The sequence below is a fragment of the Streptomyces sp. NPDC060027 genome, from assembly GCF_042737005.1.
GTDB lineage: Bacteria > Actinomycetota > Actinomycetes > Streptomycetales > Streptomycetaceae > Streptomyces.
Window position 1 is genome coordinate 16,379 of record NZ_JBHWVI010000099.1, and the last position, 13,567, is coordinate 29,945.

The following is a 13,567-nucleotide window of genomic DNA, read 5'->3' on the forward strand; positions in this document are numbered from 1 at the left end:
TCAATTCGGTGGCGTCCGGGCACGCTCTCGGGGACACTGCGGAACCATGCCGACACCCCCTCCGACCGGCCCACTCGTCACCCGGGACACCCTCGCCGGGGACCTGCGCGCGCTGGGCGTACAAACCGGGGAAACGCTTCTTGTGCACTCCTCGCTCAGCGCCCTCGGCTGGGTGAACGGCGGCCCCGTGGCCGTTGTCCAGGGACTGCTCGACGCACTCGGTCCGCACGGCACCCTGGTGGTGCCGACCCAGTCCGGCGACCTCTCCGATCCGGCGCTGTGGAGCCGTCCGCCGGTGCCGGAGGAGTGGTGGCCGACCATCCGGGCGACCATGCCCCCCTACGACCCCCGCGTGACGCCCTCCCGCGGCGTCGGCGTGATACCCGAGACCGTCCGCACCTGGCCCGGCGCCCGGCGCAGCGCGCACCCGGAGACCTCCTTCGCGGCGCTCGGCCCGCGCGCGGCGGCGGTCGTGGACGGGCACGCGCCCGACTGCCGCCTCGGCGAGCGCAGCCCGCTGGCCCGTCTGGAGGCCGGCGGCGCCCGCGTCCTGCTGCTCGGCGCGGGCTACAGCACCTGCACCAGCTTCCACCTGGCCGAATACCGCGTCCCCTCGCCTGTCGTCGAGGTCGGACGGCCGTCCCCGACGGGCTGGGAGAAGGTCCGGGAGGTGTCGATCACCTCCGACCTGTTCGAGGAGCTGGGCGCCGACTTCGAGCGGGACCGTCCCGTCGTACGGGGCACCGTGGGCGCGGCCCGGGCGCGGCTGTTCCCGGTGGCCGACGCGGTGGCGTACGCGGAGCGGTGGCTGCCGCTGCACCGGCCGCGGGACCTGTACGTGGATGCGGCCCCCGGCGGTTCCGGGACGCGCGGACGTCCCTAGACTTGCGCCTCATGCGAAGCGAGCCCGTGGTCCAGGTCCAGGCCCTGGTGAAGCGGTACGGCACGAAGACCGCGGTGGACGGCCTCGACCTGGTGGCCACGGCGGGCATCACCGCCGTACTCGGACCCAACGGCGCCGGCAAGACGACCACGATCGAGACCTGCGAGGGGTACCGGAAGCCGGACTCCGGCACGGTGCGCGTCCTGGGCCTCGACCCGGTGAGACAGTCCGGGGAGCTGCACACCCGTATCGGCGTGATGCTCCAGTCCGGCGGCGTCTACTCGGGCGCCCGGGCGGACGAGATGCTCCGCCACGTCGCGAAACTGCACGCCCATCCCCTGGACGTCGACGCGCTCATCGAGCGGCTCGGCCTGGGAGGCTGCGGCCGGACGACATACCGGCGTCTGTCGGGCGGCCAGCAGCAGCGCCTCGCGCTCGCCCTGGCGGTCGTCGGCCGCCCCGAGCTGGTCTTCCTCGACGAGCCGACCGCCGGCCTCGACCCGCAGGCCCGCCGCGCCACCTGGGACCTGGTCCGCGACCTGCGTTCCGACGGCGTCTCCGTGATCCTCACCACGCACTACATGGACGAGGCCGAGCAGCTCGCCGACGACGTCGCGATCATCGACGCCGGCAAGGTCATCGCCCAGGGCTCCCCCGAGGAGCTGTGCCGCGGCGGCGCCGAGAACACGCTGCGCTTCAGCGGTCGCCCCGGGCTCGACGTGAACTCCCTGCTGAAGGCCCTCCCGGCGGACTGCACGGCGGCCGAGCTGACACCGGGGGCCTACCGCGTGGGCGGCAAGGTCGACCCGCAGCTGCTGGCGACGGTCACGTCCTGGTGCGCCCAGCACGGCGTGATGCCGGAGAAGATCTCGGTCGAACGCCACACCCTGGAAGACGTCTTTCTCGAACTGACCGGCAAGGAGCTGCGCTGATGAACGAGGCTCGACAGCAGACCGGCCGGGGGTCCGGGGGTTGCCCCCCGGAAGGGCACAGCCTCGAACCGACCGGCAAGGAGCTGCGCTGATGACGCAGGCACAGCTTGGAACCGACCGGCAAGGAGCTGGGTCCGTGACCACCGCCGGCGCGTACACCCCGAAGCCGGGTGCCGCCCCGCTGCCCCGCATGATCGGCGCGCAGGCCGCGCTCGAGACGAAGATGCTGCTCCGCAACGGCGAACAGCTCCTCCTCACGGTCATCATCCCGACGCTCCTGCTCGTCCTGTTCAGCTCGGTCGACATCATCGACACCGGAAAGGGCGAGGCGGTCGACTTCCTCGCGCCGGGCATCCTGGCGCTCGCCGTGATGTCGACGGCGTTCACCGGCCAGGCGATCGCCACGGGCTTCGAGCGCCGCTACGGCGTCCTGAAGCGGCTGGCCGCCTCCCCGCTCCCCCGCTGGGGCCTGATGACCGCGAAGACGGCGTCGGTCCTGGTCACGGAGATCCTTCAGGTGATCCTGCTGACCGTGATCGCCTTCGCGCTGGGCTGGTCGCCGCACGGCAGCCCGCTCGCCGTCCTGCTCCTGCTGATCCTCGGCACCGCGGCCTTCTCCGGACTCGGCCTGCTCATGGCGGGCACGCTGAGGGCCGAGGCGACGCTGGCCGCCGCCAACCTGGTCTTCCTGCTGTTCCTGGTCGGCGGCGGGGTGATCGTGCCGATGGACAAGTTCCCCGCGGGAGTCCAGGACGTTCTCGGTCTGCTGCCCATCTCGGCGCTCTCCGACGGACTGCGGGACGTGCTCCAGCACGGCGCCGGGATGCCCTGGGCCGACCTCGGGATCCTGGCCGCCTGGGCGGTCGCGGGGCTCGGCGCGGCCGGCCGGTTCTTCCGCTGGGAGTGACCGAACGCACTGCCGCGGGACGGACCCTCGTGAAAGCGTGCACAAGCGGCCCCCTACGATGGTGCGCGTGCCGAACCTGACCCGAGCCGACGCCCTCAGCGCGGTGCGCAACCCCCTCGCCTTCATCGCCGAACGCTGGACCCCGACATCCCGGACGGTGCAGCGCGCGGCCCTGTCCGCGCTCGTCATGGCGGTCGTCATCGTCGTCACCGGCGGTGCCGTGCGGCTCACCGGCTCCGGCCTCGGCTGCCCGACCTGGCCCAAGTGCACCGACGACTCGCTGACGGCGACGAGCGCGATGGGCTTCCACGGCGCCATCGAGTTCGGCAACCGCATGCTGACGTACGTCCTGTGCGCCGCCGTCGGGTGGGCGATCATCGCCGCCCGCTCGCAGAAGCCCTGGCGCCGGGGCCTCACCCGGCTGGGCTGGGCCCAGTTCTGGATCGTCATGAGCAACGCGATCCTCGGCGGCATCGTCGTCCTGGTCGGCCTGAACCCCTACACGGTCGCCGCCCACTTCCTGCTCTCCACCGCGCTCATCACCGTCGCCGCACTCCTGTGGCGGCGCACCCGCGAGGGCGACGCGGCCCCGCGTCCGCTCGTCGGCAAGTCGGTGCAGCAGCTCGTGTGGTTCCTGGTCGCCGCCGCCGTCCTGCTCATCGCGGTCGGCACGGTCGTCACCGGTGCCGGCCCGCACGCGGGCGACTCCAGTGAGGTCGCCCGCATGGCCGTCAGCTGGGAGAACGTCACCAAGCTGCACGCCGTGCTGGCCTGGATCGTCGTCACGCTGACCTTCGCCCTCTGGTTCGTCCTCAAGGCGGTGGACGCTCCCAGCGGTCCCCTGCGGCGCACGCGTGACCTGTTCCTGGTCCTGCTGTCCCAGGGCGTCATCGGCTACGTCCAGTACTTCACCGACCTGCCCGAGGCTCTGGTCGCCCTGCACATGCTCGGCTCCTGCCTGGTGTGGATCGGGGTAATGCGCGTCCTGCTGGCCCTGCGCGAGCGTCCGGAGGTCGTGGCGGACCTGCCGGGTCCCGCGACGCAATCGGCGCTCACGCGCGCGTAGCTCCCGAACCGGCGAAATCGGCGCTCACGCGCGCGTGGCCCGAGCGCGGGGAGCGGGGCGAGGGCCGTCGTCTCACTCCAGCGCGTACACCCGCCGTGCGTTCCCCGCCGCGATCAGAGCCGCGACCCGCTGCGCGTCGGCCAGCGACCAGGCCCCTTCGGCGACCCAGTTGCCGAGCACCCGTGCGAGCGCCTCGCGGAATAGGCGTGCTCCGATCACATGGAGTTCGGGCAGGCCATGGGCTCCGCTGGAGAAGAGGAGCTTGCCGAAGGGGGCCAGTTCCAGGATCTCGGCGAGGACGGCCGCCGCCCGCGCGCCGGTGCGGACGAGGGCGGCGCCCAGGTCGGCGTACACGTGCGGGAAGACTCCGGCGAGGTGGGCCGCGTGCCGGTGGTACGGGTAGCCGTGCAGGAGGACCAGGTCGGTGCCGAGGCCGGCCGTGGCGCGGGCGAAGTCGGTGAACAGGACGGGGTCGGTGCGGTCGATGCGCAGGCCGGGCTCGCCGAGTCCGGCGTGCAGCTGGAGGGGCAGGCCGGACGCGACGGCGATCCACAGCAGATGGCGGAGCAGGACGGGGTCGGTGAGTGTGCCGCCCACCCGGCGGCCCGCCAGCCACCGGCCCGCCGCGCCCCGTACCTCCCCGGGCCCCGGCGGCTCGGGCGCCAGTGCCAGGCCGTGCCGCGCGCCCGCCACGGAGGTGAAGGCCACGGCGGTCGCGGCGGCCCCGTGGACGGACTCGGCGAGATTGGCGAGAAAGGACTCGACCGTTCCGGAGGTGTCGGCGACCTGTTCGGCGAGCAGTTCCAGACGGACGATCTCGTGTGCCCCGGCGGCTCCCGTGGAGGCCATCTCGTCCGGCCCGGTCAGGTCGCCGGGCAGCCCGGTGTCGACGAGATACGTGGTGATGCCGCTGCCGCGCAGCAGTCTGCGGCCCGACTCCAGTACGCCGAGTTCGCGGCGCCGGGCCAGATAGCGGGCGGGCGTGCAGTGCGGTTCGAGCCCGAGCAGGGGAGGACACCAGCGTCGTACGGCGAACCCGGTCTGGGTGTCGAAGAAGGTGGTGCCGGGGGCCGGAGGCCCCTCGGTTCTGGCGAGGTGGGCCTCGAACGTGCCGAGGCCCAGCTCCGTCCGCAGTACGCCGTGGCAGTACTGGTCCACCAGGGACGGCGTTTCGATCATCCGGACTCCCCGCGACTGGACCGTTCCGTTTCAGGTCCTAACGGTTGAGCCGGGTGTCAGGTGTTGGTCCCGCACACCCCGTGCGAACAGCCGATGATTGTCGGCCGTCCGTGCGACGGGTGACCCGTCGCACGTCGGAGAGCGTCAGCCGTTCGAGGGTCCTCCGACCTGGATGCCCGCCATGCGCTTCCACTCGTACGGGCCCGTCTTCACCTTGGCCGCGAACTCGCCGTCGAACGCCTCGTGAACGGTGATCCCGGCCTTCGTCACGGCGCTCTCGGCGATCTCGTAGCTCTCCGCCACGAGGTCGCCCCAGCCGCCGTCCTCGCCGACGAGCACGATGCGGGCGCCGCGCTGCCCGATGTAGGCGACCTGCGCCTCGGCCCCGCCGTGCTCCTTGGAGAAGGCGGCGATCCGGTGGGCGAGCTTGGCTGCGGCGCGCTCGGCCTTGGGGTCCTGGACGGCGCCGGGGGTCTCGTCGATCTGCTGGGTGTCTGCCATGGGCAGGATGCTACCGACGGGTAGATCGGTCGGCGACGGGAGGGGTGCGTGGCCTTGACCACGCTTCCCGGGGTTCTCGGGCAGCGGGCACCCCCACCGGCAAGCGGCAAGCGGCAAGCGGATCGGCAAGCGGTGCCTAACGGAGGAAGGGGTCCACCGCGACGGCCACGAAGAGGATCGACACATAGGTGATCGACCAGTGGAACAGCCGCATCTCCTTGAGCTTGCCGCCCGTCACCTCGGCCTTGGCACGGTTCTGCAGGCCGTGCGCCTCCCACAGCCAGAACCCGCCCGCGCCGAGCGCGACCGCGGTGTAGAACCAGCCCGTGTAGCCGAGCGGGGTGAGCAGCAGCGAGACCGCGACCATCACCCAGCTGTAGATGACGATCTGGCGGGCGACCACCTTGTTGCTCGCGACGACCGGCAGCATCGGCACGCCCACGCGCGCGTAGTCCTCGCGCACCTTCATGGACAGCGGCCAGTAGTGCGGCGGCGTCCAGAAGAACATGACGAGGAAGAGGACGACCGGCGCCCACGACATGGAGTTCGTGACGGACGACCAGCCGATGAGCACGGGCAGACAGCCGGCGATGCCGCCCCACACGATGTTCTGCGAGGTACGGCGTTTGAGGATCATCGTGTAGACGACGACGTAGAAGAGGAGCGCTCCGAGCGACAGCCAGGCGGACAGCCAGTTGACGGCGAGACCGAACAGCAGGGTCGACACGACGGCCAGGGCGATGCCGAAGGCCAGGCACTCACGGGGGCTGACCATGCCGGTGACCAGCGGGCGCTGCGAGGTGCGCTCCATGAGGGCGTCGATGTCGCGGTCGATGTACATGTTCAGCGCGTTGGCGCCGCCCGCGGACAGGAAGCCGCCGAGGCAGGTGAGGAGCACCAGCTTCAGGTCGGGCACGCCCTGCTCGGCCAGGAACATCACCGGAACGGTGGTGATCAGCAGCAGTTCGATGATCCGCGGCTTGGTCAGCGCCACGAACGCCTTGACACGGGCCCCGAACGGCCGCTGGCCCCGGCTGCTGCTCGTCCCGAGCACACCGGCTGGACGGGATTCGACGGCCGTCACGCACACCCCTGACAGAGACATCCCAGCAAGCCCCGGGTGTGAATTCCCCGTAAAGCTCGCGCGTACCACGCCACTGTAGACGTTGCCCAGACCCCGGCATTCGCGGGGGTGTGCTCGTGTTGAGCGGCGCCGCTCAAAGAGCCGGTCGCCACTCGATTGAGCACTCGGACGAGCGGCTCCGTATTCACGTGTCGAACACGGAACGTCCCAGTCGGGAGGCGGATCCCGACGAGTCCCGGCAGTCTGGAATGACTCGAAAAAACGCACGTACTTACGGGGGTAGGCTCGACAACGGCCGGGGCGCCCAGTGCACCGGCAATTCGACATGTGTGACATGTGGAGAGGAGCCCTGACCCAGGGTGAGCACCAAGCCGACCACAACAGACCTCGAGTGGACCGAGTTGGACCAGCGGGCCGTCGACACCGCCCGCGTCCTGGCCGCCGATGCCGTACAGAAGGTCGGCAACGGCCATCCCGGTACGGCCATGAGCCTGGCGCCCGCCGCGTACACCCTCTTCCAGAAGGTGATGCGGCACGACCCGGCGGACACCGACTGGGTTGGACGCGACCGCTTCGTGCTGTCCGCCGGCCACTCGTCCCTGACCCTCTACACCCAGCTCTACCTGGCCGGGTTCGGCCTGGAGCTGGCGGACCTGGAGTCCTTCCGGACCTGGGGCAGCAGGACCCCCGGGCACCCCGAGTACGGTCACACCCCCGGCGTGGAGACCACGACCGGTCCGCTCGGCCAGGGTGTCGCCAACGCGGTGGGCATGGCGATGGCCGCCCGCTACGAGCGTGGCCTGTTCGACCCGGACGCGCCGCAGGGCGAGTCCCCGTTCGACCACTTCATCTACGCGATCGCCGGTGACGGCTGTCTCCAGGAGGGCATCTCCGCGGAGGCCTCCTCCATGGCCGGGCACCAGAAGCTCGGCAACCTGGTCCTGCTGTGGGACGACAACCACATCTCGATCGAGGGCGACACCGAGACCGCGGTCTCCGAGGACACGGCCAAGCGCTACGAGGCCTACGGCTGGCATGTGCAGCGCGTCGCCCCGAAGCCGGACGGCGACCTCGACCCGCACGCCATCTACAACGCCATCGAGGCCGCGAAGAAGGTGACGGACAAGCCGTCGTTCATCGCGATGCGCTCGATCATCGCCTGGCCCGCCCCGAACGCGCAGAACACCGAGGCCGCGCACGGCTCGGCGCTCGGCGACGACGAGGTCGCGGCCACCAAGCGCGTTCTCGGCTTCGACCCGGAGAAGTCCTTCGACGTCGCCGCCGAGGTGCTGGCCCACACCCGCCAGGCCCTGGACCGGGGTGCCCAGGCCAAGGCCGAGTGGGAGAAGGGGTACGCCGCCTGGCGCACCGCCAACCCGGAGCGCGCCGCCGAGTACGACCGCATCGCCGCGACCGAGCTGCCGGCCGGCTGGGAGGAGAAGCTCCCGGTCTTCGAGGCGGGCAAGGGCGTCGCCACCCGTGCCGCGTCCGGCAAGGTGCTGCAGGCCCTCGGCGCGGTCATCCCCGAGCTGTGGGGCGGCTCCGCCGACCTGGCCGGCTCGAACAACACCACGATCGACAAGAACAGCTCCTTCCTCCCGGCGGACAACCCGCTGCCGGAGGCGGACCCGTACGGCCGCACGATCCACTTCGGCATCCGCGAGCACTCCATGGCCGCCGAGATGAACGGCATCACGCTGCACGGCAACACCCGCGTCTACGGCGGCACCTTCCTGGTGTTCTCCGACTACATGCGCAACTCGGTCCGCCTGTCGGCCCTGATGCACCTGCCGGTGACCTACGTCTGGACGCACGACTCGGTCGGCCTCGGCGAGGACGGTCCGACGCACCAGCCGGTCGAGCACCTCGCCTCGCTGCGCGCCATCCCCGGCCTCAACGTCGTCCGTCCCGCGGACGCCAACGAGACGGCGATCGCCTGGCGCGAGATCCTCAAGCGCTACACCAAGGTGTTCGGCAAGGGTGCCCCGCACGGTCTCGCGCTGACCCGCCAGGGCGTGCCGACGTACGAGTCGAACGAGGACGCCGCCAAGGGCGGTTACGTGCTGTTCGAGGCCGAGGGCGGCTCGCCCGAGGTCATCCTCATCGGCACCGGCTCCGAGGTGCACGTGGCCGTCGAGGCGCGCGAGCAGCTCCAGGCCGCGGGCATCCCCACGCGGGTCGTGTCCATGCCGTGCGTGGAGTGGTTCGACGAGCAGGACCAGGGGTACCGGGACAGCGTCCTGCCGCCGTCGGTGAAGGCCCGCGTCTCGGTCGAGGCGGGAATCGGTCTCACCTGGCACCGATTCGTCGGGGACGCCGGACGCATTGTTTCGCTGGAGCACTTCGGCGCTTCCGCGGACGCCAAGACGCTGTTCGCCGAATTCGGTTTCACTGCCGAGAACGTCGCCGACGCCGCCCGGGAATCGATCGCCGCAGCCCAGAGCTGACGCTGACAAACGACACGTAGGAGATGGAATTTCCATGACAGACGCACTCAAGCGCCTCTCCGAGGAAGGCGTCGCGATCTGGCTGGACGACCTGTCGCGCAAGCGGATCACGTCCGGCAACCTCGCCGAACTGATCGACCAGCAGCACGTCGTGGGCGTCACCACCAATCCGTCGATCTTCCAGAAGGCGATCAGCAGCGGAGACGGTTACGAGCAGCAGGTCACCGAACTCGCCGCCCGCAAGGTCACGGTCGAAGAGGCCATCCGCATGATCACCACGGCGGACGTCCGCGACGCCGCCGACATCCTGCGCCCCGTCTTCGACGCGACCGGCGGCCAGGACGGCCGGGTCTCGATCGAGGTCGACCCGCGCCTGGCGCACAACACCACGGCGACCATCGCCGAGGCCAAGCAGCTGGCGTGGCTGGTGGACCGCCCGAACACTCTGATCAAGATCCCGGCCACCAAGGCGGGTCTGTCGGCGATCACCGAGGTCATCGGCCTCGGCATCAGCGTCAACGTCACGCTGATCTTCTCGCTCGCGCGCTACCGCGAGGTCATGGACGCCTTCCTCGCCGGCCTGGAGAAGGCCAAGGAGCGCGGCCTGGACCTCTCGAAGATCCACTCCGTGGCGTCCTTCTTCGTGTCCCGGGTGGACACCGAGATCGACAAGCGGCTCGACGCGCTCGGCACCCCCGAGGCCAAGGCCGCCCGCGGCAAGGCGGGCCTCGCCAACGCCCGGCTCGCCTACGAGGCGTACGAGGAGGTCTTCTCCTCCGACCGCTGGGCCGCCCTCGACCGGGCGCAGGCCAACAAGCAGCGTCCGCTGTGGGCCTCGACCGGCGTCAAGGACCCGGCGTACAAGGACACCCTGTACGTCGACGACCTGGTCGCGCCGAACACCGTGAACACCATGCCGGAAGCCACGCTCGAGGCCACCGAGGACCACGGGCAGATCACCGGCAACACCATCGCCGGCACGTACGAGCAGTCCCGCGCCGAACTCGACGCCGTCGAGAAGCTCGGGATCGCGTACGACGACGTGGTCCAGCTCCTCGAGGACGAGGGCGTCGACAAGTTCGAGTCCTCCTGGAACGACCTGCTCAAGTCGACCGAGGCGGAGCTCCAGCGCCTCGCCCCTTCGGAGGGCTGAAATCTTGTCGAGCAGCAACCCGCTGCGTGACCCCGCAGACCGACGGCTCCCGCGTATCGCGGGGCCGTCGGGCCTGGTCATCTTCGGCGTCACGGGCGATTTGTCACGCAAAAAGCTGATGCCCGCCGTGTACGACCTCGCCAACCGGGGGTTGCTGCCGCCGGGCTTCTCGCTCGTCGGCTTCGCCCGTCGCGAGTGGGCCCACGAGGACTTCGCCCAGGAGGTCCACGACGCGGTCAAGGAGCACGCCCGTACGCCCTTCCGCGAGGAGGTCTGGCAGCAGCTCGTCCAGGGCATGCGGTTCGTCCAGGGCACCTTCGACGACGACGACGCCTTCGACCGGCTGCGCTCCACCATCGACGAGCTGGACAAGGCACAGGGCACGGGCGGCAACTTCGCCTTCTACCTGTCCGTGCCGCCGTCCGCGTTCCCGGTGGTCATCCAGCAGCTGAAGAAGCACAAGCTGGCCGACCAGTCGAACGGCTCCTGGCGCCGCGCGGTGATCGAGAAGCCCTTCGGCCACGACCTGGAGTCGGCCGAGGATCTCAACGCGATCGTCCACGAGGTCTTCGCCCCGGACCAGGTCTTCCGCATCGACCACTACCTGGGCAAGGAGACGGTCCAGAACATCCTGGCCCTGCGCTTCGCCAACACGATGTTCGAGCCGATCTGGAACCGGTCCTTCGTCGACCACGTGCAGATCACCATGGCCGAGGACATCGGCATCGGCGGCCGGGCCGGCTACTACGACGGCATCGGCGCCGCCCGTGACGTCATCCAGAACCACCTGCTCCAGCTGATGGCGCTGACCGCCATGGAGGAGCCCTCGTCCTTCGACGCGGACGCGCTCGCCGCGGAGAAGACCAAGGTGCTCGGCGCGACCAGGCTGCCGAAGGACCTGGGCAAGAGCACGGTCCGCGGCCAGTACGCGGAGGGGTGGCAGGGCGGCGAGAAGGTCGTCGGCTACCTCCAGGAAGACGGCATCGACCCCAAGTCGAAGACCGACACCTTCGCCGCGATCAAGGTGGAGGTGGACAACCGCCGCTGGGCGGGAGTCCCGTTCTACCTGCGTACCGGCAAGCGCCTGGGCCGCCGCGTCACCGAGATCGCGGTCGTCTTCCAGCGCGCCCCGCACTCCCCGTTCGACCACACGGCGACGGAGGAGCTGGGCCAGAACGCGATCGTCTTCCGCGTCCAGCCCGACGAGGGTGTCACGGTCCGCTTCGGCTCCAAGGTGCCGGGCACCTCCATGGAGATCCGGGACGTCTCGATGGACTTCGCCTACGGCGAGTCGTTCACCGAGTCCAGCCCGGAGGCGTACGAGCGTCTGATCCTCGACGTGCTGCTCGGCGACTCGAACCTCTTCCCGCGCACCGAGGAGGTCGAGCTGTCCTGGAAGATCCTCGACCCGATCGAGCGCTACTGGGACAAGCACGGCAAGCCCGCGCAGTACGCCTCGGGCACCTGGGGTCCCGTCGAGGCCGACGAAATGCTCGAGCGAGACGGACGGAGCTGGCGTCGCCCATGAAGACCGATCTCACGGACACCACGGCCAGCAAGATCAACAAGGCGCTCGTGCAGGGCCGCCGCGCCATCGGCACCCCCGCCGTCGGCATGGTGCTCACCCTCGTCATCGTCACCGACGAGGAGAACGCCTACGACGCCCTGAAGGCCGCCAACGAGGCCTCGCGCGAGCACCCCTCGCGCACCCTCGTGGTCATCAAGCGTGTCTCCCGCTCGCCCCGCGACCGCACGAAGTCGCGTCTCGACGCCGAGGTGCGGCTCGGGGCGGAGGCCGGCACCGGCGAGACGGTGGTGCTGCGCCTGTACGGCGAGGTGATCGACCACGCCCAGTCGGTCGTCCTGCCGCTGCTGCTGCCGGACGCGCCCGTCGTCGTCTGGTGGCCGGTGAACGCGCCGCTCGACCCGGCGAAGGACCCGCTCGGCTCGCTCGCCCAGCGCCGCGTGACCGACACCTACGCCGCCGAGGCCCCGGTGCGGGAGCTCGACGCCCGCGCCGACGCCTACACCCCCGGCGACACGGACCTGTCGTGGACCCGCATCACCCCCTGGCGTTCGATGCTGGCCGCGGCCCTGGACCAGGTCACCTGCGACGTGGACGCGGTCGAGGTGGAGGGCGAGGAGTTCAACCCGAGCTGCGAGCTGCTCGCGATGTGGCTCGCGGACCGGCTGGACGTCCCCGTCAAGCGCTCGCTGTCCTCGGGCCCCGGCCTCACCGCGGTCCGGCTGGACACGAACTGCGGCCCGATCGTCCTGGACCGCGCCGACGGCACGCTCGCGACGCTGTCCATCCAGGGTCAGCCCGACCGCGCGGTGGCGCTCAAGCGCCGCGACACGGCCGAGCTGATGGCGGAGGAGCTGCGCCGCCTCGACCCGGACGACACCTACGCCTCGGCGCTGCGCTACGGCGTGGACCGGCTGAACGCCGCGGCGGACACCGCCGGGGGCGGGTCCTCGGGCGGTACCGCGACCGCCACGAAGGCGGCGCCGGCCGCGAAGGACTCCCCCGCGGGGGTGGCCGCGGCGCTTGCCAAGAAGGCGGCGGACAGGGCGGCCGCCGAGTGAACACTCCGCAGCTCGTCGTCCACCGCGACAAGGAACTGATGGCCGAGGCCGCGGCGGCTCGGCTGATCACGAAGATCGTGGACGCGCAGGCCTCGCGCGGCTACGCCTCGATCGTGCTCACCGGCGGGCGCAACGGCAACGGGCTCCTCGCGGCGCTCGCGTCCGCGCCCGCCCGGGACGCCATCGACTGGGCGCGTCTCGACCTGTGGTGGGGCGACGAGCGTTACCTCCCCGAGGGCGACCCCGACCGCAACGACACACAGGCCCGCGCGGCCCTGCTCGACGCGGTGCCGCTGGATCCGGCGCGGGTGCACGCGATGCCGGCGTCCGACGGTCCGTACGGCGTCGATGTGGAGGCGGCGGCGGAGGCGTACGCGGCGGAGCTCGCCAAGGCCGCCGGGCCGGAGAACCACGGTTCGGTTCCCGCCTTCGACGTCCTGATGCTCGGCGTCGGTCCGGACACCCACGTGGCCTCGCTCTTCCCGGAGCTGCCCGCGGTGCGGGAGACGGAGCGGACGGTGGTCGGCGTGCACGGAGCGCCCAAGCCGCCGCCGACCCGGATCTCGCTGACCCTGCCCGCGATCCGCTCCGCCCGCGAGGTGTGGCTGCTCGCGGCCGGCGAGGACAAGGCGCAGGCGGCCGCCATCGCCCTGTCCGGCGCGGGCGAGATCCAGGCCCCGGCCGCCGGAGCCCGGGGCCGCTCCCGCACCCTGTGGCTCCTGGACGCGGCAGCCGCGTCCCAGCTGCCACGCTCGCTCTATCCGCCGGCTTCCGCCTGACCGAAGTCGCTCCGTCGAACGCCGGAGAAGCCGATCCTCGGCTTCTCCGG

The 13,567-nt window shown here is 71.0% G+C and carries 12 protein-coding genes; 9 read left to right on the top strand and 3 right to left on the bottom strand.

Annotated features, from left to right (window positions below; genetic code table 11):
* Window positions 1-46 precede the first annotated feature (46 nt).
* The 4 genes from ACFWBT_RS23625 (at window position 47) to ACFWBT_RS23640 (ending at window position 3,788) form a co-directional block, all read left to right on the top strand.
* Entirely contained in the window at window positions 47-883 is an 837-nt protein-coding gene (locus ACFWBT_RS23625) for an aminoglycoside N(3)-acetyltransferase (protein WP_385703559.1), read from the top strand.
* 11 nt (window positions 884-894) lie between these two features.
* Window positions 895-1,815, top strand: a complete 921-nt coding sequence (locus ACFWBT_RS23630) for an ABC transporter ATP-binding protein (protein ID WP_385703561.1) — start codon at window positions 895-897, stop codon at window positions 1,813-1,815.
* 91 nt (window positions 1,816-1,906) lie between these two features.
* Window positions 1,907-2,722 (top strand): ABC transporter permease, encoded by an 816-nt coding sequence (locus ACFWBT_RS23635; RefSeq protein ID WP_385703563.1) that lies wholly within the window; start codon window positions 1,907-1,909, stop codon window positions 2,720-2,722.
* Between the two features lie 58 nt (window positions 2,723-2,780).
* The gene (locus ACFWBT_RS23640) at window positions 2,781-3,788 is read left to right on the top strand and encodes a heme A synthase (RefSeq protein ID WP_385703566.1); all 1,008 of its coding nucleotides are present in this window, start codon (window positions 2,781-2,783) and stop codon (window positions 3,786-3,788) included.
* 72 nt (window positions 3,789-3,860) lie between these two features.
* Here ACFWBT_RS23640 and ACFWBT_RS23645 read toward each other — a convergent pair whose 3' ends face one another.
* The 3 genes from ACFWBT_RS23645 to ACFWBT_RS23655 all read right to left on the bottom strand — a co-directional run bounded on the left by ACFWBT_RS23645 (window position 3,861) and on the right by ACFWBT_RS23655 (window position 6,558).
* Window positions 3,861-4,967 (bottom strand): amidohydrolase family protein, encoded by a 1,107-nt coding sequence (locus ACFWBT_RS23645; RefSeq protein ID WP_385703569.1) that lies wholly within the window; start codon window positions 4,965-4,967, stop codon window positions 3,861-3,863.
* 144 nt (window positions 4,968-5,111) lie between these two features.
* Window positions 5,112-5,468, bottom strand: a complete 357-nt coding sequence (locus ACFWBT_RS23650) for a hypothetical protein (RefSeq protein ID WP_385703571.1) — start codon at window positions 5,466-5,468, stop codon at window positions 5,112-5,114.
* A gap of 136 nt (window positions 5,469-5,604) precedes the next feature.
* The gene (locus tag ACFWBT_RS23655) at window positions 5,605-6,558 is read right to left on the bottom strand and encodes a heme o synthase (protein ID WP_385703580.1); all 954 of its coding nucleotides are present in this window, start codon (window positions 6,556-6,558) and stop codon (window positions 5,605-5,607) included.
* A 353-nt stretch (window positions 6,559-6,911) separates the two neighbouring features.
* Here ACFWBT_RS23655 and tkt point away from each other — a divergent pair, with 353 nt between their 5' ends.
* The 5 genes from tkt to pgl are packed head-to-tail and all read left to right on the top strand — an operon-like array spanning window position 6,912 to window position 13,517.
* The gene (gene tkt / locus ACFWBT_RS23660; RefSeq protein WP_385703573.1) at window positions 6,912-8,999 is read left to right on the top strand and encodes a transketolase; all 2,088 of its coding nucleotides are present in this window, start codon (window positions 6,912-6,914) and stop codon (window positions 8,997-8,999) included.
* 34 nt (window positions 9,000-9,033) lie between these two features.
* Window positions 9,034-10,152, top strand: coding sequence for a transaldolase (gene tal / locus ACFWBT_RS23665; RefSeq protein ID WP_385703574.1), 1,119 nt, complete (start codon window positions 9,034-9,036; stop codon window positions 10,150-10,152).
* A 4-nt stretch (window positions 10,153-10,156) separates the two neighbouring features.
* Window positions 10,157-11,680, top strand: coding sequence for a glucose-6-phosphate dehydrogenase (zwf, locus tag ACFWBT_RS23670; RefSeq protein WP_356470357.1), 1,524 nt, complete (start codon window positions 10,157-10,159; stop codon window positions 11,678-11,680).
* Window positions 11,677-12,738, top strand: coding sequence for a glucose-6-phosphate dehydrogenase assembly protein OpcA (gene opcA / locus ACFWBT_RS23675; RefSeq protein WP_385703576.1), 1,062 nt, complete (start codon window positions 11,677-11,679; stop codon window positions 12,736-12,738). Before zwf ends, opcA begins: the two co-directional genes overlap by 4 nt.
* A complete protein-coding gene (gene pgl / locus ACFWBT_RS23680) occupies window positions 12,735-13,517 on the top strand; it encodes a 6-phosphogluconolactonase (protein ID WP_385703578.1) in 783 nt (260 codons plus the stop codon). The genes opcA and pgl overlap by 4 nt, the downstream gene beginning before the upstream one ends.
* The last annotated feature ends 50 nt before the right edge of the window (window positions 13,518-13,567 follow it).